The sequence below is a fragment of the Caballeronia sordidicola genome (assembly GCF_002220365.1).
In the GTDB taxonomy this organism is placed as follows: Bacteria; Pseudomonadota; Gammaproteobacteria; order Burkholderiales; family Burkholderiaceae; genus Caballeronia; species Caballeronia sordidicola_C.
Window position 1 is genome coordinate 1 of the sequence record NZ_MTHB01000219.1, and the last position, 24,534, is coordinate 24,534.

Genomic DNA, 24,534 nt, shown 5'->3' on the forward strand with positions numbered 1-24,534 from the left:
CGGTGGCAGCGCTCGAAGAAGCATTCGCGAAATATGGATTGCCTGAGATCGTCAATACAGATCAAGGCAGCCAATTCACCAGTACAGACTTCACCGACGCGGTCCTCTCGCGCGGAATCGCTTTGTCGATGGATGGCAAGGGAAGCTGGCGGGACAACGTTTTTATCGAACGGCTGTGGCGCAGCGTGAAGTACGAAGAGGTGTATTTGAAGGCTTATGAATCTGTCGCTCACGCAAGGAAGTCGATCGACCATTACCTGACGTGGTACAACCAGCAAAGGCCTCATTCAAGTCTGTCGGACAAGACTCCGGACGAAGCTTACTTCGCGATGCTGCCCGCGATAAAAACGGCAGCGTGACCGCCCAGCGTTCCACTTAAAAATCGAAAAAAATGTCCGAACGAACGGGGCCACCTCTAGGAACGCCGCAAGGGGCAGTTGTAGCTCCGCCAACAACATAGCAAACTCGCGGGTAAGATGGGGGCTGCGCATTTCAAGGGAGTGTCTGGCGCCGTGGTCCAGAGGATGTCCTGACGTCGATGCGGTTCTCGTCCTTGAGACCATCGCTCCCGCCGACAGGGAGGCGCGACAATGACCCGAGGACGACGTAAGAACTGGCGTGTCCGTCTTGCCTTTGAACCGAACCGGTATGCCGGCGAACAGCTGCAGAAGGCGTACGAGCAGCTCAGTCCGAAAGATTCACGCGCTACGGCACAGCCATCCGCTGTTCGGCCCGTGGCGACACGGCGAGCGACTATCAAGCGAGGTAAGCGATGAGCAACGCTGCAATGGTCGCGCTCTACGCGCGGGTGTCCTCCGAACAACAGACCAAACGCGGCACCATTGAAAGCCAGATTGCCGCGCTGAGGGAGCGCATTGCCGCTGACGATGCGCATCTTGTCGACGACATGTGCTTCATAGACGCCGGGATAAGCGGCGCGACGCTGATCAGACCGCAGCTAGAGCGACTCAGGGACCGTGCCGCACTCGGGCTGGTTGATCGGCTGTACATCCTGTCTCCCGACCGGCTGGCGCGCAAGTATGCACACCAGGCATTGCTGATGGAGGAGTTCTCCGCGTGTGGCGTGCAGGTGGTGTTTCTCAATCATGAGATTGGCGCGACACCGGAAGAGTCGCTGCTGTTGCAGATGCAGGGCATGATTTCGGAGTACGAACGGGCAAAGATCACCGAGCGTAATCGACGCGGTAAGCTTCATAGTGCAAAGCGCGGAAGCGTGAATGTGCTATCGACGGCTCCTTATGGTTACCGTTATATCCGCAAGCAGCTCGATGGAACACCGGCCCAGTACGTGATTGAACTTCCCCAAGCGGCGACGGTAAAGACTATCTTCCAGTGGATCGGGATGGACCGGCTGAGCATAGGCGAAGTGGTTCGTCGTCTTGCCGAGGCGGGCACGGTGACGGCATCCGGCAAGCTGTACTGGGACCGTAGTGTGGTATGGGGAATATTGCGTAATCCCGCTTACATGGGGCGGGCCGCGTTCGGTAAGACCCAGTCTCGTGATCGCCTGCCGCATGTGCGCGTGCGCACCCAACGCCACAGCGCCGATGTGCCCAGGAGGGCATTCTCGACAATACCCACGGACCCGCAGCAGTGGATCGAAATCCCGGTGCCGGCGATTGTCAGCGAAGCGCTGTTCCATTCAGTCCAGGAGCAGCTTGCCGAGAATCGCAAGCTGGCGCGCCAACGCCGCCAGAACGCGCCGCTCTACCTGCTTCAGGGCCTGACTGTTTGCGGGCAATGCCATTACGCGTATTACGGCAAGAAAGTCAGCAAGGCGGCGGCCAAAGGGCATCAGCGAGATTATGCTTATTACCGCTGTGTCGGAACCGATGCCTATCGCTTCGGTGGTCAACGCATTTGCGACAACCTGCAAGTGCGAACGGATCGGCTCGATGACCTCGTATGGCAGCAGGTCGCGGATCTGTTGAGACATCCGAGTCGACTGAAGAAGGAATATGAACGACGACTGGATGCGATGGAGCGCAATGAGAATAGTGGCTTCGATACGGCCAGCCTGGAAAAACAAAGGCTTCAGTTGGAGAAAGGCAAGTCCCGGCTCATCGACAGCTATGCTGACGGTATCATCGACAGGACGGACTTCGAGCCGAAGATACAGCAGTTGAAGAACCGGCTAGAGCAGGTCGATCAGCAAATCCAGGAATCTCGGCAGCACGGGGTGGCTCAAAGTGAACTGTTTCTGGTCATCAACCGGCTGGAAGAATTTGCAAGTGCCGTTACGGAAAAACTCGCAACGATCGATCTCGAAACGAAGCGCAAGATCGTGCTGGCTCTGGTCAAGCGTGTCGAAATCCACAAGGATGAAATCCTCGTGGTATTCCGGATCGATCCGCAGCCCGGAGGTCTCCTCGCAGGCGAGAATTCGAATGATTCAGACGATGGAGTGAAAAGTATGCAACATTGTAGGCGGCGTAGTCAGCCCTATATTGGCTAACTTGTTCTTGCATTACGCGTTCGATCAATGGATGTCGCGGAACTATCCCGGTGTCCTATTTGAGCGTTACGCGGACGATGTCATTTGCCACTGTAAGAGTGAGGTGCAGGCTAACCAACTACGAGCAGAGCTCGATGTTCGGCTTGCCGCTTGCAAACTGCAGCTTCATCCGGAGAAGACCAAAATCGTCTACTGTAAGGACGATAACCGACGCGGCAGCTATCCGGTGCAACGCTTCGATTTCCTGGGCTATTGTTTCCGGCCCCGGAGCTCGCTGAATCGCTCTGGCGCACTGTTCGTTAGTTTCGCTCCTGCGGTAAGCGACAAAGCGACCAAATCAATGCGACTGCGAATGCGGCGCTGGCGGTTGCACAGTCGCAACGACCTTGAACTTGTCGATATCGCTCGATGGACGCAGCCGGTACTGCTAGGCTGGGTTCGGTACTATGGGCGATTTCGGCCTTCCGCTCTTCGCGGGGCCTTACGTACACTGGATTCATTCATTGTGCGTTGGGCTCAGCGCAAATACAAGAAACTCCGAACGCACAAGCTGCGGGCATGGGATTGGTTGCGGCGTCTTAAAACGCGGCGTCCGACCCTGTTCGCGCATTGGACGCTTGGAGCCACGGCTGGACGATAGGAGCTGTATGAGTCGAGAGGCTCACGTACAGTTCTGGGAGGGCCTGGCGGTGCAACTCCGCTGGGCTACTCAACTACTTGAAAGCCTACGACTCGGTCAGCCACGCCCGGCGTTCGATCGGCGATTATATGACCCTATACAACCAGAAAAGGCCTCACTCAAGTCTAGCGGATCAGACTCCGGACGAGGCATACTTCGCGATGCTGCCAGCGATAAAATTGGCGGCGTAATTACCAGGCGGATCCACTTAAGAAACCGGATTTCCTGTCCGAACGAACGGGGCCACCTCTCCGGCGACACTGCGCGGCATCTGACACCCGCGGCGATCTACCTGATCGTCAGGGAAGTGTTTCGCCGCGCCGCTGACGCGCTCGACACCACCAACACGGCCGGCATCGCCACGCTACGTCGCGCATCGACCCACTGGCTTCGCCACAGCGCTGCCTCCCATCAGGCCGATGCCGGCACGGACCTGCGCTTCATCCAGAAAAATCTGCGGCACGCGTCGATCGAGACCACCGGCATCTATCTGCACGCCGAAGACGACCAGCGACATACACAAACGACACGCAGCAGTGAACATCCAGACGAGCCCTCCGGCCAGCCGAAGGCACTCGCGTAAAATACGCATCCATCACCGGCAATGGATGCTGGAGACAAACGCAGGCAAGCAGCCCAATGTCGTAAGCGGAACCTCGACGTTTCCTCTGCACGCCTGCGTTGCTGTCATCACCGGCTTAAACACGCATGGATGGGTTTCCTTGATGTCGTCAGTTTTTTATGACCGCGCGCAGATTACGAACTGGTTAGGCTCCCACACGGTCGCCAAGGGGCGTGAGTACGTCCGCGCCGTGTCGGGTTTGCGCTGGCGGGACCACGAGCTCAGCGGCAAGGTGAAAGGCTCGGCGCGGCACCCTTATGAGACGGATGTGCATTTCTACGAGTCGGAAGAAGGTCTCTGGATCGAAAGCGAATGCACGTGTCCCGTCGGCTTCGAGTGCAAACATGCGGCGGCGCTACTGCTCGCGGGGCTCGAAAATATGCCCGGCACCACACCAATACCCGGAGCAAGACCCGTGGCGACACCCAGCGTGCGTCCCGAACTTGTGAGCTGGCTAGAGACCTTCCGCGCGCAGCGTGCCGCGGCAGTGCCCAGCGCGAAGAAGACCACAGCGAGGCCCACGCATGCGCTCGCCTACGTGCTGGTCTGGGTGGACTATCGTCAACGCCACGAGGTTCAGATCTACAAGGCGGGTTTAAGCCGCGACGGCACACTCGGCGCGCGCGCCGAGTCATGGAGCAACGTTGAGGCCACCCTCATTAAACCGCCCAAATTTGTCACCGCCGATGATCTGATCCTGCTGCGCGGATTATGGCTGGGACGATCCCGTGAAGATTATGGGGCTTTCGCGTTGCAGGGCACAAACGGTGCCGACACCCTGTCGAAGCTGGTGGCGAGCGGGCGCTTCTTTGTTGAGCACAAGGCAGCGCAAAGCTCGTATATGCAGCTGGATTTATTGGCAACGGGTCCTGCACTCGTCCAGGGGATTGACCGGCCAGCTCAGATCGCGTGGGAGACGCAGGCCGACGAGCGCGTGCGGCCGATGATACGCACCGAGCCGAACGCCACCATGGTCATCGCGACGGAACCCGCGTGGTATGTCGACACAAAGACCGGTGAAGCGGGCATCGTGCAATTGTCCATGTCGTTGGGCGCGCTGCGGGATTATTTGTCGATGCCGCCGATTTCGTTGGCCGAAGCCCCGCTCGTGGCTGCGGTGCTGCGCGAGAGCGCACCGGATCTGCCGTTGCCGCCCGCCCACGATACGTCAGCGATTCGCGTGATCGATACCGAACCTGTACCGGTTCTGTCACTCGATACGCGGCCTTTGTATGCGTCGGGCTTTAGCGGTCGTGACCCCCGCAAATATGATCCTCAGGCGCATGCGTTCGATTTCGCCACCGTCAGCTTTGAGTACGACGGCATGAGCGTCAATGCGGACAACAGCAAGTCGCTATTCGTGGCGCCCAATGGCGACGTGACCCAGGTCAAACGTCGCCCCCATGCTGAAAAACAGCGCTTGCTTGAACTGCGCAAGACCGGACTACAGAAGGTCTCCCCCGGCTATGGGCCGCAGCCCTTTGCTGAGGCGATGCTCGGATTGCGGGAGTCCGAGGCATGGCCCGCCTTTGTGAATGAGTCCCTGCCCGTACTACGCAGCAACGGCTGGCGGGTAACCATGGGAGCGGCGTTTCGTTTCAATGTTATCGAGATCGATGACATTGACGGGATGGTGCGTCATGCCGGCGATGGTTGGTTTGATCTGGAAATGGGTATCACGGTGGGCGATCGCACGGTGCGCCTGGAGCCGCTGCTGGCTGAGCTGTTCCGTCGCGACCGGCGCTGGCTATCGGGCGCGCTCGAAAGCATTGCCGATGACGAAGCGATCGAACTCAAAACCGATCAGGGCGAACGGCTGCGCCTGCGTGCGGACCGGCTCAAACCCGTCGTGCGGGTGCTGGTCGATCTGTTTGACACCGTCGGCGACGGCTCCCTGCGCATCTCAGAACTCGATGCCGGTCGCCTCGAAGCGCTCAACAACACGGGGCGCTGGCAGTTTCATGGCGACGCATCCATCCGCCAGTTGGCGCAACGCCTGCAGGTCGGCCCCGGCCTACGGGAGGCCCCGGTGCCGCGGGGATTGCAGGCCGAGTTGCGCACCTACCAGCACCAGGGCCTGAGCTGGATGCAGTTTCTGCGCGAACACAATCTGGCGGGTGTGCTCGCCGACGACATGGGCCTCGGCAAGACCGTGCAGACGCTGGCTCACGTGCTGGCCGAGAAGGAGGCCGGGCGCCTTGACCGGCCCGCGCTGATCGTCGTGCCCACTACCCTGGTCCACAACTGGCGCGAAGAAGCCCGTCGCTTTACGCCGGATCTGAAGGTGCTGGATTTGAATGGGCCCCAGCGTAAGGAGCGTTTCGATCAGATTGGCGAACACGACCTCATCCTGACAACCTATGCGCTGCTGTGGCGCGACCAGGCCATCCTCGCCGAGCACGACTATCACCTGCTGATCCTCGACGAGGCCCAGTACGTCAAGAACGCCACCACCAAAGCGGCAGCGACCATCCGCGAACTGCGCGCACGGCACCGCCTGTGCCTCACCGGGACCCCGCTCGAGAATCACCTCGGCGAGCTGTGGTCGCAGTTCGACTTCCTGCTCCCCGGGTTCCTCGGTAGCCAGAAAGATTTTACGAAGCGCTGGCGCACGCCGATCGAGAAAAATGGCGACGCCGTGCGCAGCAATTTACTCGCGCGCCGCATTCGCCCCTTCATGCTGCGCCGGCGCAAGGATGAGGTCGCCAAAGAACTGCCGCCCAAGACCATCATCGTGCGCACCGTTGACCTCGAAGGCGCACAGCGTGACCTGTACGAAACCGTACGCGCGGCGATGCACGAAAAGGTTCGAGCCGCCGTCACGGCCAAAGGGCTTGCACGCAGTCACATCATCGTGCTCGAGGCGCTACTCAAGCTGCGCCAGGTCTGCTGCGATCCACGCCTCGTCAAGCTGCAAAGAGCCTCCAGCGTCAAGGAATCGGCCAAGCTGGATCTGCTGCTCGCGATGCTTCCGGAACTGATCGACGAAGGCCGGCGCGTGCTGCTGTTCTCGCAGTTCACCGGCATGCTGGCACTGATCTGCGCTGCACTCGAGAAAGCCGCTATTCCTTACGTCATCCTCACCGGCGACACCACCGATCGCGTGACACCCGTGCAGCGCTTCCAGCAGGGCGAAGTGCCCCTCTTTCTGATCAGCCTGAAGGCCGGTGGGGTCGGCCTGAACCTGACCGCTGCCGACACCGTGATTCACTACGATCCGTGGTGGAATCCCGCGGCCGAAAACCAGGCCACCGACCGTGCACACCGCCTCGGTCAGGACAAGCCGGTCTTCGTCTACAAGCTTATTGCCGCCGGCAGCATCGAGGAAAAGATCGTCGCCCTGCAGGAAAAGAAAGCGATGCTGGCCAACAGCATCCTGTCCGAGGACGCCGCCGGCGCCGTCAAATTCTCCGCTGACGACCTCGACGCGCTGTTCGAGCCGATTTCGGATGTCTTGCCAGCCGCAGCGTCGCGTCGGCGCGCCAGGACCGGCGCGCTTGGCGGGTGATTTTTATCGTTTCCCCGAGAGAAGAGCGTCGCTCGGCCGCTTTTTAGCAAATAGATGACTCATGGACGCGATGACAGGCATAGGCAACAGCTATGGGTTGCCAACCATGCTCCCGTTGACCGGCCCGGCCCGCCTGAGCGGTACAAACCCTATGCGCGACTCAAGTCACCTTTGATAAACAGCCTGCCTAGCCCATCCAGCGTGCCTGCAATGCAGCCACTGGCCGGGGCGGCGGCCTCACCACACCATCATCGCCTTCATGAAAATTTCTCTGGACGAGCTTCGACAAGCCCATAGCGCCGAGCTGTATCGACTTTATCTGACCGTCGGCAAAATGCTCGACGATCCGCAGCGCACGTTGCAGGTACGCCAGCACTTGCAACTGGGCATGAGCGTGGGCTACGTCGATGATCCCTTCGGTGCGCTGCGCCAGGGCCACGTGATCGAACTGCGCGCGACGCAAGCGGTCATTGAGGACCATGCGACCCGGCGCCGCTGGGTCATACTCTATGCCGCCATCGTCCCCAATGGCGCGAGCGCCGCACCGAAGCCTGAATCGGCACCGCCATCGCGCACCCGTCGCGAGGAGTTCTTTATCGGCGACACCGTCGGCTTTACCGACAAACATCTGCGCGAGCGAATCGGCATCATCGTCAGACTCAACCAAAAAACCGCGTCGATCGCCTGCAACGACACCGAAGGGCACTGGCGCGTGTCCTTCAGTCTCCTGCGACACATCGTCGACGTATAACCCGCCTTGCGATCTCGATATCAACCTCATCATGGCCAAACCCGAAACCGACGCCGCGCGCGAACATCGAATCTCGATGGAGATCGTCGTCGACGCCTATAACGAAGAAGAATGCGCGATGGCGTGGTACTGCCATCTAGAGGAGCAACTCGCATTTCCGTTCGAGGCCCGCGTACGTCATGCCATGGCCGTTTCATCGTTGCATCCCGGTGAAAACGTCTCGGTCATCCGGCTCGCTCACGACGAACTGTGTCGGGTCAGCATTTTTGTGTGGGTTCGGTATAACCAGCAGGAAATCTTGGTACTGGTTAATGCTGGCGTCAACGACGTCCTTGAACTACGTGCTGCGATCGCCTCGCGCTCGCTCGTGCTTGATCACGACATCGCGAGCAATGGATTAACCCGCCGGCGCTGGATCGAATTACTTGAATGGCTCGACCGGCAAGGCTAGACGACGCGACGAGCGGAGGTGCCGCCGGCATCGGAGCTGGGATCACGAATTGCCCCCCCAGCGGTACTCGCTGCATGCTGTCATGTCTTAATCATCATCACCGGCATTGCGTTCAGTTCCGCCAAAGTGCACTCTCTTGCCAGAAAACGACTGAATGGCATGTGCCGTTCGACTGTCTCGATATAGTCGTCGCCTACGACCATCGGGACGTACGTAGGGTTGGGCGCAATCTTGTCCGGCCAGCCGCCAGTTACAGCGCCCAGCAACTCCGGTCGGTTCCACGCGTCCGACAACGTAGACCATAGGGTAACGTCCATCACCTCGCCAGACGGTAGCGTCCACCAGGAGTGCAAGTTGATTCCGGACCGCCCCTCAAAGTCCGATGCGCTAAATCCCATCTGATGCCAATTCTGAAGATCAGCCCAACTGGGATTGAAGAAGGCTCTGCTTGGGTTAATTACTTGCCCGAAGGTGAGCAGGATGGGCGCACCAAGAATCTCTTCCGCGAGCGGGCGAAGGGCGTGGCTCCATTTCACGCACTGCCCTGCGGCACCGGCGAACGAAGTGATGCCCTTATTCGAAATCGCCGCTTGCAGACGCTCGCCTAAATCGCCCGTGAAGAACTCAGTTTCAGTTGTGGGGAGTCTTGTAAATGAAGCGCCCAGTTTCTCCGTGAAATCATACGCGGCATGAAGTTTTTCAATGTAGGTAGCGGTCATATAAGTTCATAGGAGAAGGAGAACGAGTTATCGGCTATCCACGAGAAAACTTGAATGGCGACGACTCACTGAACAGGATCCGCTCTTCGCAACAAGAGCGCGGTTATCCATCACTCCGATGTCATCGCCACACACTAATCCCTCGCCTTCGCTCAACCGCTTCTCGCGCGCTTCACCTTTCGTAGCCAGCGCCTTAAAGTCTGTGCCCGCGCTAGCCAGCAGAGCCATAATCGTGGGTCGTCCCATTTCGATCTGCAACCAAGGGGGTGCGTACCCCAGCGCGAGGCTAACCGCGCGATCAGGCGCACACGCGTCAAAGACACGCGCAGAGACGACCTGAGCGATGCGAGTCTGTTCGTTGCGAGTAAGCGTGCGGTTTCGGGTACCCGCGATTTCCTTGGAGATTGCGTGGGTGACACGCGCGATGCGTCGGATCGGCGGTATCCAAGCGCGCAATGCCTCGGCCATCCCCGGCTCCAGCCCCAGCGAGAATCCCTTTCGGAAAGCCTTGGCTTGCGACGACGGCGGGTTGGGCGGGCGCCAGCATTCCAGGTGCGTGTCTGTCAGGACAATCTCATCGAACGCAAAACCACGCATCTTGTCGTCGTGTAGCCAGTCCTCGTCATACCCGACCAATTCTGCTGTCGCGAACATGCTCACTGGCTGAGAGGGAAAGGCAACAACCGGATGCAGATGGACTTGGTAAAGTGCCGTGCTCACGCAAACGCCGGTTGCGTCTCGTTGGATTTCGGGCATGGTCGGGCTCCCTGGCAATGGGGTCTTTGATCCGCCTTCAGCAGGGCCGGGCGGGCTGCACCGTAAATCTAGTGCAGGCTGAGGTGCCTGTGTTGGAAAGCACTCAGCGTTCGACTGCCCGGGAGGCACAGGCCGCAAAGGTGGTCATCTTATCTTTGCAGTTTGTTCCGACCGGTCGCGATCTCTTTGCACTTTGTCGGGCCGTCGACCTACGTCGTGAGGGATGACGATTTCCTGCACGCATGTCATTTGCTTTGCGTATCGGGTTTGCAAGGCTAGAAGCGAAGGGAGGTTGCGCTATCTCGACTACGTCGGCATATCTTTGCACTTTGTTTTGAAGCGCAGCTCCTTGCACCGCCGCCAAACGCGGCGTAAACGCAACACCTGGCAGCGCGCCCACCGATCGACCGGGATCAAGCGGATCACGCACACACTCGAAGCCCAGGCCAGCCGGCACCATGACTTACCGCAACCCGAGGCGCTGGTGTTCATGCAGCAGGTAAGACAAATAGCTGCGTGTAAGGTCACAGAATAGACGTGCTTCGCCTTCACTCAGTTCATAGGAGTCGCTCAACACGGCACCGTGCCGGATGCCGCCGCCCGTCGGCGACGACAAATACCCATGCAACTTCTCCATCCACGAGACCACCTCGCCCAGCACGCGGCCGCGGTTGAATCGCTTCAGGTCGCCGATGATCCGGTTGAAGTACTTGCCGGTCACTGTTCCGTCTTCGTGCTCCGATCCCTCGAACGTGGTCGAGACCGTCTCGAGTAGCCACAGGATCTCCTGAACGGCAAGGCGATACTTGCCTGAATTCAGCAGCCGTTCCGACTCAGCAAGCGACCGCTGGATCCGCTCGTTGGCTACTTCATCGAGCGACGGCACGCGCTCAGCGACAGGAACCGGAGCACGACCCTGTCCGATAACCAGATGCGGCGGCTGGATCGCGTAGCCGGTTGGCGCGAGCACGCTGTTCACGAAATTCCAGGGCGCCGGCCCGGTGGCCTGCCGAGAACTGATTTCATACAGCCCGTCATACAGGGCTTCGACAAATAGCGCCGCGTTTGCGGCGGCGGAATGCATATAGTCTCGCAAATCGCTTTCCGCCCAGCTTTACGACGAACTGCGGCTCGCAGTTTGTGCAGCTGCCGGTGCAAAACACCGCTTAAAAAATTCATACAGATCCTGCCGGCTCCCTTGCATCGCCGTGCGAGCAATCACCTGTGAGAAAACTGCTTCGACAATCTCAGGCGGCATCGCGCCGGGCGACTCGTACCGCCAAGCGTTCTCGAATTGCAACATGATTTTCCTTCCTTCTGTGCTTTGAGATCAGTGCGAGTGAAGCTGCGCAAAGGATTTCCGGGCGTCCTCGTTGAAGTAGCGCCGACGGTGCTTGAACTCTGTCGCGCGGAGATTCCACAACTGCGCTGCGAAGTCCCGCTCGGACTCGCGGTCTTCGAACGGTCGACGACGCAGACCATAGCAAACGCCTTCACCAAAAAAAGCTTGGCCGCTCTCTTGACACTGGTGCCTCAGGTGCGTGCCACTAGCCCACAAAAGCGGTGTCATCGGCTGCTAAGACCCGCTTGAGCACGCCCGATAGCGTTAGGCCGTTCGAGTAGTCGTAAAGCGTGTCGTCGAACTTTATAACGTGCAGTAGTTGAGGAAGGTGCAGGCCTCGTCGAACCCCGGCGGCGACTGAAGGTGCTCCTTGTTGGTGAAGCGTGCACGGCGTCCGTAACGTGCACCGCTGCCTGCCTGCCGCAGTAACTTGTGCGCCGTGTCCAGGTGTCGGTCTTGTGAGGAAATAAAACCGATAGGAACCCACAGGCCTTCGTTACCCGGCACCGGCAGGTGAAACATCGCGACCATGAACGCTGTGGGGTAAAGCAGAATTTCCAGGCGCCCCGCCATCAAGCGCCCTCCGGCTGGTTGCGGCCGCACGAAATGTAGTTCTTGTAGGTGAGGTACCCGCAAGCTGTTGGTTACATTGGCTTCCTCGCCCGGCTCCGCGTTGGCAAACAGATACAGGTCGTCACCCTGTCCGCCCACCTGCAGAGCAGATGACAGCGCATTCACCGTTTGCGCGAAGGCTTCTCCTCGGCCCCAGAGCGCATAGTCCGGCACCAGCCACGCAAGCGATGTCAAAAGCGCGCCATGGCGGCGCTGATCGTGACGCCGGTCGGCGAGCCGCGCCAGGATACGCTCGCGGTTCTCCTGCAAGTATAGATTGCCGAACATCGGCTCTACGCGCTCGCCGTATCGGACTGACCTTCCCAGCTGGACCTCTGCCAGATAACGAAGCAGATCGAACTTCTTGCCGGTGAGGTATTGGTTCAGAATCCTCAGATCAAAGGCCTCAATGAACGCGTCTAAACCAGCTACCGGCAACGCTAACGTCCGCGGAATTGCGGCCGTTACCTGCTCGCTCACGAAATGCAGCAGTTCAGGCGGTGCAATCCGTTCGAACGCCTCGTCGATTCGGCGCTCAACGTGACCATCCTGGTCCAACTCGAAGGAAACCGGCACTGGGACATAGTTGCGACGCTTGCTCTCCACGCTTTCGACAGAGTAGACCCCGTAGGATCGTTCGCGCAGGTCGGCGCGCAAAGAAGCAATCTCTGGATAGCGACGACGGTAGGCTACGCGCGCGCGTTCGACACTATTTCCCAGTGCGTCTTCGGTGGCATCCAGCTTAATGATGTTGTCGGACGCTATCTCGGTCGACGTAGATCGCAGGGGCATAAAAGACACGAGATCGAACGTCACTGTATCGGTTTTGAGCTCGACTTTGCTGAAGCGGGGATGGTCACCTCCCGCTTCTTCGAACTTTTCGAGTGCAAACGAACTGAGACGAACCTCGTCATCCTGCAAGTCCAGAAGTCCCTGCATTGTCAGGGACTCAATAACCGCCCGTGCTTCGATGTCGTTGAAGCCGAAGTAGTCTCGGACCGCTGTCAAGGGCACCTGTCCGCAGACCTTGAGCAGACGCATCACGAATTCCGTGACAACGGGCAGACGCTCATCAAGCGCGATGTAGGCTTCCACCCGGAAGGTTTCCACCGGTAGGCCAAATGTGATTCTGTTAAATTCGAACGATCCAGCCATCTATGCCTCCATGAACTGGTTGGCCCCAAGCACCGCTGCACGGCCCTCAGCGGCCATCGATTCAATTTTGCTCAGCACGCGCCCGAGCGGCATACCGGCGTTTCTTCCCCCCCACATCTTCCGTGCGCCAATCACATACAACCGCTCCATGGCGCGTGAGACGCCTACGTTAATCCGATTTGATCGCCACATAAAGCCGACCCGACCGTTCGGATGGTTGCGCACTGTGGACAGAATGACGATCCGGTTTTCCTTGCCCTGGTAGCTATCTACCGTGTCGATCTTCACCAAATTGCGCAAGTCGCCCAGCCATGCCGCCTCCGATTTCATCTGATCGATAATCTCGCGCTGCTTGTCGTACATGCAGATAATTCCAATCGCCGGCTCCTGCGACTTCAGGTCTGGTAGCAATCGGTCCATGAATTCATCCGCCTCAACGATCTGACGCAGGATCTGCATGACAACCTTAGCCTCTGCTCTGTTCCAGGTATCCGATTCGTCTTCGGACTGCTGGTGATGGCCGCGACTCCCAAGCGTCGACATGTCCACCCAAGTAACCTGCTGGCCCAGATGCGGTGGCAAGTGCTCATAGTATTCGGGCGGAGCGCCGCGCCCCGTTTCGAGGCGGTCTTCGTAGAAGCAGGTCGAAACCAACTCGCCAATGTTGGGCGCCATGCGGTATTGACTGAGTAGCGTCACACCTACTTGCCGACCATAGTCCGAGCCGAAGATGCGTTCAAAATCGCTCTGGAAGATCGCGGCGTCGTCGCCGCATCCGAACTGCTGAACGACCGCGTCGCGGACTTGGTGCGAGAACATGGGCGGCAGTTGCTTATGGTCACCGACCAACAGAACGCGGTGCCCTGCCTGCATAGCGACGGCAAGTTCACTGGAAGATGCTCGCCCGGCTTCATCAATGATGACCCAATCAAACAGGTTCTGTGTAATGCCAGCACCGCGGGAGCCAATGCCCACCAATGTTCCAGCTACCACCGTGCGTGATTTGGCCAAAAACTCGGCGAAGTTCGCATCGGGCGAGCCCAACGTGTCGATCCAGTCCTCTGACAGGCGAACCAGGCCCCGCAGCCGCTCCACCGCATCCACCGAGCGCACCTCGTGCCGCTCCACGATGGCAGCTTCAAGTTGCGTGAGGACAAGGATCGGATCTGCGACTTCTGTAATCCCGTAGACATCGGCCGCAATGTCGAAGAAGGTCTCTGAGACGGCTCGGGCGCGCGCATCCAGCGAAGCCAATGTCTTCTCATCCTCGTAACCGCCACGCCGCTGTAGGTGGAGCAAACGCTGATAGAGCATGCCGAGCTGCTGGTGCAACGCCAGCATGTCTTGCGCAAAAGCTTGCGGTAGGCCAAGTGACGCGGCCAGATGTATGACGCGCGCGGCCAACTCCGCCTTGAAGCGATCCCTATACGCTTGCTCGATCGAGGCTGAATGCAGATGACGGATATCCTCGGAGACCGCCGATTCCGGTCCAATGCGAACGGCGTCGAACGCCAGGCCTTTGCTCCGACAGAGTTCCTGGGCTTTTTCCAAAGCGTTGTTCACCGCTTCGTGAGCCTGACTCACCAGGAGGATTCGCCGCACCCGCTCATGCGCCATCAGGTGGTGCAGCAACGCAGCGATGAACCATGTCTTGCCCGTGCCCGGCGGCCCCTGCAGTAGGCTGATGGGGCCGTGGCCGAGAACACGGCGGAATGCTTCCTTTTGGCTCGCATTGAGTTTCTTGTTGCCCTCCGAATATTGTTCGAGCTCCGCCGCGGGGGGGGGCGAATAGGACGTGGGTATCAGTGGTACCGCCGATACCTTATCGAAGTACTCGACCAGGTTGGGCACCACCGCCTTGTCATCGAGGATGCGCTCGACCGCAGCACGCCGTCGACTGTACGATCCCTTCTCGGCGCGGCTGACAAGACGCAGCTTGCTGCCAATGCGCAGGTTGGCCTTCATGTAAAGGTGATCAACCGCAAGTTCAGGAAAATCGCCAAAGCTGGTCTCGCGCAGGTCGAGTTCCCCGCAAACGCGCCAGGTCCCGTCGTGCAGCACGCTCTCGATGTCCACTTTGTCCGCGGCGTCAAATTCGAAGGCGTTTCCGTCGGCGTGGAAGGGAATCAAAACCTGGGACGACCGGAGTGGGCTCTTGCGGTGCGGGCCAGCGATCGTCACCGTGGTGAAGGCTTCCTCCTCCACGTCGATCAATGCCTTCCAGAGTTCGCGTGCAGGCATCCCTTCCGTCGGATCGAGGCCAGCCTTGTCCTGATTTGAAGTCCCCTCTCCTGAGCCGACTTGCTCCGGCACGGACGCCTCTCGCTTGCCGTCCGGCGCCGGCGCCGGACCAGCGAGCTTGCGCGCCAGGAGCTTGTGACCGATCAGATATCGCGCGAGATCATCAACGTCTGCGACCGGCCCATCGCGCAATACCAATTGCATTCGAATGCCAGCATCACGCATCATCTGCGAGCGCAGGAGTTGGCTTTGCGCGATGCTCGATGCACGCACGCTCTCTGCCCGTTCCTGGGCCAGGTTCCAGACAAATGAAACCTGGCGGCCAATACCGGTCACCCAGATCCGCAATGCTTGGGAGGATTGGCGATCAGGCCTCACATCCACATGGAATATCCCGTTGTCGCTACGCAGTTCGCCAGCGGGGACTCCCTCATAGGCCAGGTTCTTGATCGTGACGGTGAAGATCTGGAGTGGGTCGTCATCCGGCTTGACCGCAGCCATCAGCGCACGTTCCAGTGGTTGCAGTGTCGAGAGAGTCTCAGACGACAGCAGATGCGCAAGTTCCTCATACACGCGCGGATACGGCAACTCCCCTTGCAATGGTGCCTCGCGCTGCGTTTGCAATACATCGACCAGCACCGCTGCTGCGCTGTAGCGATCACGCTCGAAGGCGGTTAAGGACATGTAGTTCTCAGGCAGATAGGCGGTCGTGTAGACGTCCGCAGCGTTGCGGCGGAAGTCCAGCAGGTCGATGAGCAAAGGCTCGCCTGAGGGCATCACCACGATGTTGCCCGGATGCACATCGCCATGTGCAAGGTCGATTGCATGCAAGCGCTGGAGGGTTGCAACCAGCGAGGTAGCGACCGCAAGACGCTCTGCGGTCCCAGGATTCGATTGCAGCCAGATCGGCAATGTCGACCCTTCCGCCCAGGTCATCACCAGCATCAGGCTGCGCCGGCTCAGACCGAAATCCAGTATGCGCGGCACGCCACGCAGCTCGCAGCCCTTGAGCGTCCTGGCCCGTCCGAGGAAAGACAGGAGACGCAGTGACAGATCGGGCCGACGCAGATCGGGCTCCACGCCGTACCAGACCTTCACCACCTTGGTTTCAGCGCCGGTGCCGCTGACAAAGAATGAGTGATCTTCGTCCTCCGACAAGCGTTCTGTCTCGTCGTAGTCACGTTCCTTGGTCTGCGCCTTGAAGGCGTCGAATGCGGCCAGATCGATGAGACTCCGCTCATCGGTACCCGTCGCGGCGTTGAATGCCTCCAGCATCACGCGCGCATTCTCGAATCGCGCGGCCGGGTCCGGGTTCAGGGCATGCGCGAAGAAGTCGTTGAGACAACCGCCAAACGGATCGTCGGCGGGCTCTCGCCAATGGTGGATACCGTCGGACCTGGGTGGACGGACACCGAACAGAATCATGTGAGCGACGGCGCCGAGCATGAACACGTCACGTCTGTACGGCGTCGCCTGAGCGTTGGGCGCAGCATCCTCCGGCAGGCGCGACTGTTCGACTTGTACACGTTCACGCAACGTGCCGACTGTTTTGAGATCGGGGTCCGGATAGTAGGCGGCCGCGAAACCCGACATGATTACTCGTGAAGGTCGGTCTAACCATAGGCTGTGCTCGCCAATGTCGCGGTGCGCAATGCGAATGTCGTGCAATTCGGCAAAACGCGAGATAACGGCCTTGGCCAGCAGTAGGCGGTCCTCGGACTCCAACTTGGGCAGGGTGCTGTGCACAAACTCTGCCATCCGCGTCACTCGCCCTGGCAAGGAGAACAGCTCGGCGTGGTCAATCGTGACGTCCTTGGAACCCTTCCAGGCGATCGGCCGAAGCAAGCCCAGCGAGAGGTCCTCGTTGCGGTCGGCGACGTACTGGAACACCTTCTGCTCACGCAATCCAATGAAAGCTCGATCGGTCTCGCCGATCAACTTCAGTCCGAGCTTGTCGAAATCCCACTGCCGCAGCAACGCCAGTGCGGTCGGATCGTCCTTGGCAGCTGCACGGTACTCGGCGTAGAGCTTGCTCGGGTGCTCGAAGATGGGGTTTGCCTCGGGCCGAAAGCCTTCGACGTAGTAGACCTTGGGGCGAAAGGCCGAACCGAGAAAGAAGGTGTCGTATTTGGCTAGATGATCGAGCGGATTGAAGTGGTGGCGGCCGCCCATATATTGCCGATAGCTTGAGTCGAACCGAAAGGTAAGAAATTCGGTCATGCCTATCACTGACCGTTGCTCCTCTTCCGGCAGGCGGAGTTCCCCGATGCTGCCGTGCAGGACAACATACGAACTGATGAAGGGTGTGAGGTCCTTGCCCAGCTTTTGCGTCATGACGCTCACCAGCTTGGGCACCTTCCTCCGCACCACCTGGACCGGTGAATGACCACGGTCCTCGCCGTCCAGGTACCACTTCTGACCGTCCGATTCGAGCAGCTTGCCATGCCAGTTCTTCAGCTCGATCAACGCAATGCCCGTATGCGTAATGAGCACCAGGTCCAGGTCATCGTCGCCACTGCCGCGACCGCCTCTGGCCAATGCGAACGCCGCGTAGCCGCGCCACAACTTGCTAAACGGCGAACCGCTGAACTCTTTCTGAATTGTCTGGTGCGCCAGCACTTCGGCCTTGGGGACCCCCGATTTCTTTGCCAGTTTGATTTCCACGCTGCACCCTCATAAGACGCCGCTACCGGCGACGGTTCCCGCTCTTCTCATCACGCGAACGGCGTGAACGGTGACTCAGACGCGTTCCTCTGGCGGGGCCTTGAGGCCCGAGCGATCCATCTGACACGACCGATCGGCCATGATGACGCTATTCAGATCCGACTTACGTTTGACCTTCTATTCGACGTGTCCTGGGCTCCGGCGGGCCGCCTCCTCACTGGAACTCACTATCAAGCGGCGCGCGTCCTTGAGAAGCAGCAGCAACTGCTGTTCACGGATAGGTGACGGCTCGAAACCAAATCGAAGATAAAAACGCTCGGCATCTTCGTCTATGGGATGAGTCAGCATAGCGCGCACTCCAGCCTGATTGGCGATGATAAGCGTGCGTCGAATCGCATCCTGCAGCATCCCGATGCCAATGCCGCGCCCTTGGTCAGAGACAGACACCGCAAGTCTCGCCAGGATAACCACCGGGATGGGGAATGCGCCCATGCCCTTGCGCGCACGATCAGGCGCTTCCAGCGTATCGATCTGCCCTACCGTTAAACTGAAGTAACCAGCTACGCGCGCGCCTTCCGCGACCACGTAGGTCTTGGCTGAACCGCTCGCTTGCGCTTGGCGCGCGTGCCGTGTCAACCAATCGTTGAGTGCCGGTTTGCCACAGTCGAACGCTTCCAGCCGATAGTTGGTATCCATCGGCTGTGGAGCTCCGAATGCCATCAGGTATTCCATGGAGCGCGGCGCGAAAACAGGTCCTTCAGGCCACTGTTCTCTTGCTCGGGTCGATCTAACAGTGACAACAACGCCTCAGATTGGCTGCCGGTCGCAAGGAACAGTCGTTGGTCGAGCAAGGTCTGCTCGGCCGCATGGTAGGCGCTGTCCAGGATGAATTCCGTCATCGACTTATTGGCTACCTCAGCGGCACGACGCAATACGGCCTCCTGCTGAGGCGTTGCGCGAAGCCCTAGGCGCGAAGAACGAGTGGCAGTGGTCATGGCAAGCTCCAAACACAAATGTACGTCATGTTAGTACAATTGACGCACGTATGCAAACTCGTGCTCCTGATTGCGGCAAGGGAACAGTTCACCGGCACCTCGGCAAGACCGTGTATATCGGAGTGCGCTCAGATTCGGACTTTGCGCACGCTTGCGTTCCGCAACGCCCTGATAGGTAAGGTTTCCTGCTTGTCGTTGAGTCGTCGTATGGACTCCGGCAAGACAAGCACGCGACGTCGCTGATTTATATGATGGTGCGTTGCGGCTACGCGATTGCCGTACGCGATCCGGTTCGTCGGTAGTCGTGGTCCCATCGACCGGAATCAGGTGCTGCGTGTAGCGCACATCTGTGGCCGGAAGTGGTCGGCACGGCAAAGGACTGCTGAACCGCGTTCCGCTTCCGTCAGCGCTGCGGCCAGACGGGAATCGATGGTCAGGGCGTCGTCACCACTTCGCCGCACTGCGCCCTCGCCCGTCAGGCAACTTTCGCATGCGAAAACGCGCTGGCGATGCTAGATGAAGGTTCCACTGACAGCGGCGGCTGACCAGCTGGCCGTCCCGCCTCCGAGAATGGGACGCCTTACTGGGTCGCGAAAGCCAACCGGAGATGTTCATACGGCGGTGTCGCCGACAGCAGGTGGCAGTATCCGTCCAGAAACGTCACGGCCGTGCTTACGCTCCACTCGGCCGCGCCGTGGCCCATTACGCGGTCCGGGAAATAAGGGTTGCCCGCGCCGGTCAGCGGATTATCTGCAAAGTAGGCCTGCAGCTTCTTCTCGAAGTTGCCCGGCGTCTGCTCAGCGGGCGGCTTGCCCGCCTCCTGCGTCACCAGCTTGTAGTGCATCAAACTGTTGCGCAGGGCGAGCAGCGTATCGACTGCCTTGTACGGTTCCCCCCTCCGATCTAGGGCGGGCAGATCCAGCAGGCGCAGCGCCAGGTCGTACTTCTCTAGCACCGATTCCCGCTCGACTTTGGGCACATCGATCCAGACACGGGCGATCAGCGCCGCCTTGTCCGGGGCGATGCCCAGTTGGTTCTGTGCCCCCTGGTCACGGCATTCGGCAAACAGTTCATTCACGAAGGCCTCGACGGCTGCCGCGCTCATCGTGATCGCGCCGGCCACGAATGCGAAATGTTCGTCGCGCTCCACGCTGGGAATGTTGTCCTTGAAGCTGCGACCTGCTTCAAGCGCGTGGGCCTTCTTCGCCAGCAACGCCGCGCTGGTCAGGTAGTTCATCGACACGTACGTGCGCATCGTGATTTGCATTGATTCGTTAAACGCCATGGTGCTCATTGGAGGGCTCCCGGAGGTGCGGTGTTTCGTTGTTGACGGCGGGCTGACTGGACGGTCGGGCCGGTCAGCGCGTGCGCGTGTGTCGCGCGCATCCGCACGTTGAGCCGGAGCGCGGCGGTTGCAAGGTCAAAACGAGCGATTTCTCCGGAACCCAAAATCGCCACATCTGATAACTGGAGTAATCGAGAATGCAGATTCTTAGCGGGATTGCGCGTGGCCGGCTTGCCGGCTCTGTTTCCATGCCCGTCTCCAGCGCTTTTCCAGATATTGGGATTCTTCTAGGCTTGATAGGCCCAAATGTCAGACCCGCAACGAGGTTCCATTGCAGTGACCTTCGAGCCTAACTATCCTTTCTCTTGCTCGCGGTCTTTTTCTCGCTGATGTCGCCGCGCTTCGCACTCGCTGGTATCGCGCGTTTTTTCGGGGCCTCGGGCGTGGCCTTCAGTGCTGCATGAAGCTCGCGCCGTAGCTCGGCAATCTGCTGAGACGATGCCTTCTGCGCCGTCTCGAGGGCGTGCCGGTTGCCCTCAAGAACGCCCGCCTGATGATGCAGCTTGCTCACTTGCGCCTGGAGCCCAGTCAGTTCGACGCGATGACGCTCGTCGGCGCGTTCGAGTTTGCGGTGCGCGTCGTCGAGTGCCTTCTGCGCTCGTGTCGCGGCCACCCGCTCCCGGTCGATTTCCAATAACGCCCGCGCTTCGGTCGCGCGCAAACGCTCTTCGGCCAGTTGTCCCGCCGCGCGCTGTTTCTCCAACTCCGTTGTGAACGCCTGGCGCGCGACTTCGAGCGCCAGGTGTGATGCGCGCTGCTCCTCACGCGATTGCTCCAGTTGCGATCGCAGGCTTTCCTCGGCCGCGCGACTCACGGCGACGGTCTGCTGCAATTCCTCTGCGATCGCGTGCGCGGCGTCGAGCGCGGCCGCGCTGCCGATCAATTCCTGGCGCAGGCGCTCACTCTCTGCTTCGGCCAGCGCTTGCGCAGCGTGCGCGTGCGCCGCTGATTGCGCCGCCTCCTCGCGCAGGCCCGCGAGCGCTTCGTTGGCGCTTAACTGCGCGCGATCCCAGACGGCTGCCGCCAGCTCGCCGAGCGCGGTCTGCAACTCCTCCGGTAGATCGGGGCTTTGGATCCGCACCCGGCTCTTTTCCCGCAGAGTCGCCCAGAACGCTGTGAGTGCTTCGGCTGGCGCGCTCATGCTGCCCTTTTTCACGAGCTGATAGAGCTTGTTTGCGGTGGGCGTGATGCCATAGCGAAAAAACAGCAATACACACACCTCGCGATACAACTCCTGCGTGCGCGGGAACTGTGCGCGCAGCTGGGCGATCTCGGCGTCGATCTGGGCGTCAGGCGTGGAGGGGGTCATGGAGAGGCCCGGCGGTTATGTACGGATCGATCAATAATATAACGTAACACGTTAATTAACTTGAAAATGAATGCCGTTATTTGACATTACTGACATAATGTCAATATACTGGTGCATTTTCCACACTCCATCGCGCCCCACCCTCCATGCCCCCTACCAACCCCGCTCGCGGGCCCGCCGCCGCCCTGCCCGGTCTCGTGTCAGCGCTCGTGCCGCTTGATGCGCTGACGCTGCCGAGCGACCTGAATGGCCAGCACGGCGTCAATCGCGCGCGCCAGGGCGTCCCGCAAATTGCAGCGGACAACGACGTGGACGCCATCAAGGCGTGGCTCGCCCGCTATGCCGATCGCCGCGCCACCTTCGAGAGCTACCGCAAGGAAGCCGAACGGCTGCTGCTGTGGAGCACCGTCGTGCTGCGCAAACCCCTCTCCTCGCTCACGCATGAAGACCTTCTTGCCTACGGGCGGTTCCTTGAAAACCCGCAACCGGCTCAGCGCTGGGTGATGCACGCGCGCAAGCTCTCACGCAGCGATCCGCTTTGGCGCCCTTTTGCTGGCCCTCTGTCGGCGGCCAGCCGCCATCAGGCAGTGATCATTTTGAATGGATTGTTTTCGTGGCTGGTCAATGCGGGCTACCTGGCGGGTAACCCTTTGTCGCTGTCACGCCAGCGCCGCCGGCGGGAGAAACCCCAGATCGACCGGTATCTGGATCACGATCTATGGGCGAGCGTCAAAGCGGCCATCGATGCCATGCCGCGTACGACCCCGCGCGAGCGCGAGCACCATGCGCGGGTGCGCTGGTTGATCGCCTTGTTGTACCTGAGCGGGCTGCGCATTTCGGAAGCCGCCGCGAACACCATGGGCGGTTTCTTCACCCGCACCGACCGCTCCGGTGAAGCACGATGGTGGTTGCGGGTGACTGGCAAGGGCGACAAGGAACGGCTGCTGCCCGCCACGCGCGAACTCGTCACCGAATTGACGCGCTATCGGCTGCACTACGGCTTAAGCGCACTGCCCTACCGGGACGAAGCGACGCCCCTCGTCTTGCCGATCGGCGGCCAGCGGCGGCCGCTCACGCGCGCGGGACTGCACCTGATCATCAAGCAGGTATTCGAGAACGCCGTCGGTCAATTGCCGTTCGAGGGCGAAGCCCGCGAACACCCTGTACGGCGTTTGCGACAGGCGTCGGCCCATTGGCTGAGGCACACAGCGGGCTCCCACATGATGGACCAGCAGGTCGATCTGCGTTATGTGCGCGACAACCTCGGCCATGAGTCGATCTCGACCACCAGCCGGTACCTGCACGCCGAGGACGACAATCGGCATCAAGCCACGGAAAGCGGGCACAAACTGAATTGGTAGCGGCCCAAACACGGGCATTTCAACTCAGTTTTCTGTCGACGAATGATCGACCACTGGCCTTAGTGCGCCGAGACGCGAATTCGAAACGGAAAGACGGTTAGTTGCATAAATGTTTTAGCTAAAACTAGCCACCCGACAGCCCAGGCGCGCCAAATTCGGGGAACGCATGGGAGACAGCCAAAACATCGAAGAACGATTTCCTTCCATAATTTGGTCTGATTCGCGCACATTACTTAGTAATACATAATAAATTACGTCAATTATATTTATGTCAAGTTCTGTTGGCGTATGCAACGAACCGAATCCTGAGTGCCCCCGCAGTCGTCAATCATGGGGAAATTCCTTAAACCGCGGTGATCCACCCTCCTTGCACTTTTGCGCGTAGACGAACTTGCAGCTCACGCCGTGCCGAGCGGCCAGCGAGCTGATCGTCTCGGATCCCGCCAACGCCCGAACCGCCAGATCCTGACGCTCATGTTCAGGCAGCTTTGCTGCCGACCTATCGGATCGATTCATGCACGCACCACGACTGAAAAAATGGGCGGCTACTGTCGACCATAGACGGGTCATTAGGCACATTGCGTGTAACCCAGATTTGAACCTCGCCAACTTTGCTGTCTTCAACGAGCACGCCCGCTGAGCCACATTATCCACACGGTTTTCAAAAGTGTCTCATTTCCGCCATCGCGGGCGCAAAATTAATTCAACCGGTCAGAAAAAATATTCACTTGAGTCCCTGTGGGACGCATTCAATAATCCGATGGCGTTTACAAGCCGACGACGTCAATTCCCGACACGCCGTTCGACGACAGCCCGAAACCCGCGGTGCATTTTCTCGACGCATACACCGTCTTTTGTACGATGGACCCAATGACCAAAAAAACTGGTGGAAGGATTTTAGTCGAGTCGCTCGCCGTCAACGGCGTGAATACGATATTCGGGGTTCCCGGCGAGAGTTATCTCGACGCGTTGAATGCACTGTATGAGCACCAGGACATTCGATACATTACGTGTCGTCACGAAGGCGGCGCAGCCTTCATGGCCGAGGCACATGCGAAGTTGACCAGCCGGCCCGGCGTGTGTTTTGTGACGCGCGGTCCGGGGGCCAGCAATGCGTCGATCGGCGTGCACGCCGCGTTTCAGAATTCGACCCCGCTCATTCTGCTGGTTGGGCAGGTGCCGAGAAGGAACATCGAGCGGGAAGCATTCCAGGAGATGGCGAGGTTCAAAGCTGCGTTACACATGCGAGGGCCGAAGATAATGCGGGATAATGTGGCCCCATTTTCGACGCCACGCCCCCATGAATCAATCCGTTTGCGCTGCCCCCACAAAACTGGCTACCAACGAACGCAAGATGATGGCCGTTCGAGCTTTGGCGGGCGCAGAACCGGTCAGCGCCCTGGCCGCCCGGCATGGCGTGAGCCGCCCGCTCGTCTACCGGCAGATGCACAAGGCCGACGTCGCGCTGGATGATCTCTCTTCGACTGAGCAGGCTGACGACCAGAGCAAGGTGCTGTTCTCGTTGCCGGTCACCAAACGATGGCTGGA

Annotated in this window: 17 protein-coding genes and 3 pseudogenes; 11 read left to right on the forward strand and 9 right to left on the reverse strand. The window is 59.6% G+C overall.

The window, feature by feature from the left end:
- From BSU04_RS30610 to BSU04_RS30645, 8 genes and pseudogenes are all read left to right on the forward strand, one after another.
- Positions 1-359 (forward strand): integrase core domain-containing protein (locus tag BSU04_RS30610; RefSeq protein WP_144021402.1); only part of this gene is annotated, 359 nt, incomplete at its 5' end.
- Positions 360-772: 413 nt separating this feature from the next.
- The gene (locus BSU04_RS30615; RefSeq protein WP_086383086.1) at positions 773-2,476 is read left to right on the forward strand and encodes a recombinase family protein; all 1,704 of its coding nucleotides are present in this window, start codon (positions 773-775) and stop codon (positions 2,474-2,476) included.
- A gap of 7 nt (positions 2,477-2,483) precedes the next feature.
- Positions 2,484-3,116, forward strand: coding sequence for a group II intron maturase-specific domain-containing protein (locus tag BSU04_RS30620; RefSeq protein WP_368665779.1), 633 nt, complete (start codon positions 2,484-2,486; stop codon positions 3,114-3,116).
- A gap of 74 nt (positions 3,117-3,190) precedes the next feature.
- Positions 3,191-3,346: pseudogene (locus tag BSU04_RS30625) on the forward strand (integrase core domain-containing protein); the annotation flags it as partial.
- Between the two features lie 56 nt (positions 3,347-3,402).
- Positions 3,403-3,738: pseudogene (locus tag BSU04_RS30630) on the forward strand (tyrosine-type recombinase/integrase); the annotation flags it as partial.
- Positions 3,739-3,880: 142 nt separating this feature from the next.
- A complete protein-coding gene (locus BSU04_RS30635) occupies positions 3,881-7,285 on the forward strand; it encodes a DEAD/DEAH box helicase (RefSeq protein WP_086383117.1) in 3,405 nt (1,134 codons plus the stop codon).
- Positions 7,286-7,544: 259 nt separating this feature from the next.
- Positions 7,545-8,036 carry a hypothetical protein gene (locus tag BSU04_RS30640; RefSeq protein WP_086383088.1) on the forward strand — a complete coding sequence of 164 codons (492 nt, stop codon included), beginning with the start codon at positions 7,545-7,547 and terminating at the stop codon, positions 8,034-8,036.
- A gap of 31 nt (positions 8,037-8,067) precedes the next feature.
- Positions 8,068-8,487, forward strand: coding sequence for a calcium-binding protein (locus tag BSU04_RS30645; protein ID WP_086383089.1), 420 nt, complete (start codon positions 8,068-8,070; stop codon positions 8,485-8,487).
- Positions 8,488-8,567: 80 nt separating this feature from the next.
- Here BSU04_RS30645 and BSU04_RS30650 read toward each other — a convergent pair whose 3' ends face one another.
- The 9 genes from BSU04_RS30650 to BSU04_RS30695 all read right to left on the reverse strand — a co-directional run bounded on the left by BSU04_RS30650 (position 8,568) and on the right by BSU04_RS30695 (position 21,625).
- A complete protein-coding gene (locus tag BSU04_RS30650) occupies positions 8,568-9,206 on the reverse strand; it encodes a hypothetical protein (protein ID WP_086383090.1) in 639 nt (212 codons plus the stop codon).
- A gap of 27 nt (positions 9,207-9,233) precedes the next feature.
- Complete coding sequence (locus BSU04_RS30655) at positions 9,234-9,962, reverse strand: hypothetical protein (RefSeq protein ID WP_086383091.1); 729 nt, start codon at positions 9,960-9,962, stop codon at positions 9,234-9,236.
- 463 nt (positions 9,963-10,425) lie between these two features.
- Positions 10,426-11,046 (reverse strand): hypothetical protein, encoded by a 621-nt coding sequence (locus BSU04_RS30660; protein WP_086383092.1) that lies wholly within the window; start codon positions 11,044-11,046, stop codon positions 10,426-10,428.
- Positions 11,047-11,607: 561 nt separating this feature from the next.
- Entirely contained in the window at positions 11,608-13,071 is a 1,464-nt protein-coding gene (locus BSU04_RS30670; RefSeq protein ID WP_086383094.1) for a hypothetical protein, read from the reverse strand.
- Positions 13,072-17,976 (reverse strand): AAA domain-containing protein, encoded by a 4,905-nt coding sequence (locus tag BSU04_RS30675; RefSeq protein ID WP_089164054.1) that lies wholly within the window; start codon positions 17,974-17,976, stop codon positions 13,072-13,074.
- A 177-nt stretch (positions 17,977-18,153) separates the two neighbouring features.
- Positions 18,154-18,708, reverse strand: coding sequence for a GNAT family N-acetyltransferase (locus BSU04_RS30680; protein ID WP_256983474.1), 555 nt, complete (start codon positions 18,706-18,708; stop codon positions 18,154-18,156).
- The gene (locus BSU04_RS30685) at positions 18,696-18,971 is read right to left on the reverse strand and encodes a type II toxin-antitoxin system TacA family antitoxin (protein ID WP_086383097.1); all 276 of its coding nucleotides are present in this window, start codon (positions 18,969-18,971) and stop codon (positions 18,696-18,698) included. Before BSU04_RS30685 ends, BSU04_RS30680 begins: the two co-directional genes overlap by 13 nt.
- Before the next feature lie 580 nt (positions 18,972-19,551).
- Positions 19,552-20,265, reverse strand: coding sequence for a hypothetical protein (locus tag BSU04_RS30690; protein ID WP_086383098.1), 714 nt, complete (start codon positions 20,263-20,265; stop codon positions 19,552-19,554).
- Between the two features lie 340 nt (positions 20,266-20,605).
- Positions 20,606-21,625, reverse strand: coding sequence for a DNA-binding protein (locus BSU04_RS30695; protein WP_089164055.1), 1,020 nt, complete (start codon positions 21,623-21,625; stop codon positions 20,606-20,608).
- A 146-nt stretch (positions 21,626-21,771) separates the two neighbouring features.
- Between BSU04_RS30695 and BSU04_RS30700 the strand changes: the two genes are divergently transcribed.
- The 3 genes and pseudogenes from BSU04_RS30700 to BSU04_RS48085 all read left to right on the forward strand — a co-directional run.
- Positions 21,772-22,986 (forward strand): tyrosine-type recombinase/integrase, encoded by a 1,215-nt coding sequence (locus BSU04_RS30700; protein WP_089164056.1) that lies wholly within the window; start codon positions 21,772-21,774, stop codon positions 22,984-22,986.
- Between the two features lie 861 nt (positions 22,987-23,847).
- A pseudogene (locus BSU04_RS48080) lies at positions 23,848-24,204 on the forward strand (thiamine pyrophosphate-binding protein); the annotation flags it as partial.
- An 82-nt stretch (positions 24,205-24,286) separates the two neighbouring features.
- Positions 24,287-24,534, forward strand: a 248-nt coding sequence (locus BSU04_RS48085) for a hypothetical protein (protein ID WP_256983476.1), incomplete at its 3' end; no start/stop codon positions are given.

Excerpts from the sequence above, each read along its gene's own strand:
- BSU04_RS30615 (WP_086383086.1), top strand. The coding sequence starts at position 773 with ATGAGCAACGCTGCAATGGTCGCGCTCTACGCGCGGGTGTCCTCCGAA.
- BSU04_RS30635 (WP_086383117.1), top strand. The coding sequence starts at position 3,881 with ATGTCGTCAGTTTTTTATGACCGCGCGCAGATTACGAACTGGTTAGGC.
- BSU04_RS30640 (WP_086383088.1), top strand. The coding sequence starts at position 7,545 with ATGAAAATTTCTCTGGACGAGCTTCGACAAGCCCATAGCGCCGAGCTG.
- BSU04_RS30645 (WP_086383089.1), top strand. The coding sequence starts at position 8,068 with ATGGCCAAACCCGAAACCGACGCCGCGCGCGAACATCGAATCTCGATG.
- BSU04_RS30650 (WP_086383090.1), bottom strand. The coding sequence starts at position 9,206 with ATGACCGCTACCTACATTGAAAAACTTCATGCCGCGTATGATTTCACG.
- BSU04_RS30655 (WP_086383091.1), bottom strand. The coding sequence starts at position 9,962 with ATGCCCGAAATCCAACGAGACGCAACCGGCGTTTGCGTGAGCACGGCA.
- BSU04_RS30660 (WP_086383092.1), bottom strand. The coding sequence starts at position 11,046 with ATGCATTCCGCCGCCGCAAACGCGGCGCTATTTGTCGAAGCCCTGTAT.
- BSU04_RS30670 (WP_086383094.1), bottom strand. The coding sequence starts at position 13,071 with ATGGCTGGATCGTTCGAATTTAACAGAATCACATTTGGCCTACCGGTG.
- BSU04_RS30680 (WP_256983474.1), bottom strand. The coding sequence starts at position 18,708 with ATGGAATACCTGATGGCATTCGGAGCTCCACAGCCGATGGATACCAAC.
- BSU04_RS30685 (WP_086383097.1), bottom strand. The coding sequence starts at position 18,971 with ATGACCACTGCCACTCGTTCTTCGCGCCTAGGGCTTCGCGCAACGCCT.
- BSU04_RS30690 (WP_086383098.1), bottom strand. The coding sequence starts at position 20,265 with ATGAGCACCATGGCGTTTAACGAATCAATGCAAATCACGATGCGCACG.
- BSU04_RS30695 (WP_089164055.1), bottom strand. The coding sequence starts at position 21,625 with ATGACCCCCTCCACGCCTGACGCCCAGATCGACGCCGAGATCGCCCAG.
- BSU04_RS30700 (WP_089164056.1), top strand. The coding sequence starts at position 21,772 with ATGCCCCCTACCAACCCCGCTCGCGGGCCCGCCGCCGCCCTGCCCGGT.